The 1,115-nt window shown below is 42.4% G+C and carries 1 protein-coding gene and 1 pseudogene; both read left to right on the top strand.

Translation table 11 applies throughout. The features are described 5' to 3' along the window. A pseudogene (locus ABD915_RS09730) lies at positions 1–653 on the top strand (hypothetical protein); the annotation flags it as partial. Continuing rightward, positions 637–1,017: a hypothetical protein gene (locus tag ABD915_RS09735; protein WP_345117754.1), complete on the top strand. Its 381-nt coding sequence runs from the start codon at positions 637–639 to the stop codon at positions 1,015–1,017. The pseudogene ABD915_RS09730 and the gene ABD915_RS09735, both read left to right, overlap by 17 nt. Positions 1,018–1,115 lie beyond the last annotated feature (98 nt).

The following is a 1,115-nucleotide window of genomic DNA, read 5'->3' on the forward strand; positions in this document are numbered from 1 at the left end:
AGCCAAGTATTGATACTCAATGCGATATTAAACACCGGTGGCATATTGACGAGAAAGAGCTGGCGAAACTGCCATCACGCAATTTGCCAAAGATTGCCACCACACTTGCAGAAGCCATAGGTGGGGTACTGCCCCCCATGCTTCACAAGCAAGAAAGCGTTCCTAAGAAAGAAAAACGGGTGAGAACAGATCGAGGTTGTCGATTGCCTGAGGATTTTGAACCCGATTACGATTTTGCAATTGCAGAAGGCTTGCCTCCAGAACGCGTGAAAGTCGAAATCGAAAAATTTAAAGATTATTGGAAAGCCAAGACCGGAAAGGACGCTACCAAAACGGATTGGCAAGCAACGTGGCGCAATTGGGTTCGAAACTCAAAAAAATACGAAATCAATAAATCAGGTGCAAACAATGAAAGATTTTCAAAAAATCAAAGAGTTAGTGGTGGTACCGGAGAAGCAATCCGTAATATTATCGGTGCAACGCAGCTTAGTGATGCCTCTACAAAATACCGTGCAACAGATGGGAAAATATGTAACGCAGGAGTTTCCATGGACATTGATAGGTGGCACTCAATTGATGCCAACCCTAGAGAAACAAGCTTTAGAAGCTTATCAGACTGTTCAAAACTTGCTTGCTTTGAAAGCTACTATTGAAGACATGGCAGAGGCTCTTGATGTGCTTGAAGGTGGTTTGACAATGCAAAAAGTTTCGAATGTAGAGGTGCGTGCAAAGGCTTATATCGCGGCTCTTGACGGTGTTTCACTATGGTCTTTATTGCAAGCTGTTAAAAATCTTATACGTGGTGAGGCAGAAGGCATGTCAACAACGTTTGTACCATCTTCTGCTGATCTTGCGAAGTATTGTCGAGGTTTGGAATGCGCTCTCTATGGTGCTGCTGAGAAAATATTCCTAGCCGTTGAAAATACACGCAATAAGGCATTGGGAGGGAAGCGTATTTCATTCATGAGAATAGGCAAGCCTGAAGATTGTGAAGGGCAGCGTGGTAAAGCGGCTTAAACCAGCAAAATAGTGAAAAGTGCTAATGGTTTTGTAATTAGATATGCATTTAAATCGATAAAAAGGTACCGTACAAAGCGGTTTAAAGATTTTATGAT

The sequence above is a fragment of the Bartonella jaculi genome, from assembly GCF_039543045.1.
GTDB classification, from domain to species: domain Bacteria; phylum Pseudomonadota; class Alphaproteobacteria; order Rhizobiales; family Rhizobiaceae; genus Bartonella; species Bartonella jaculi.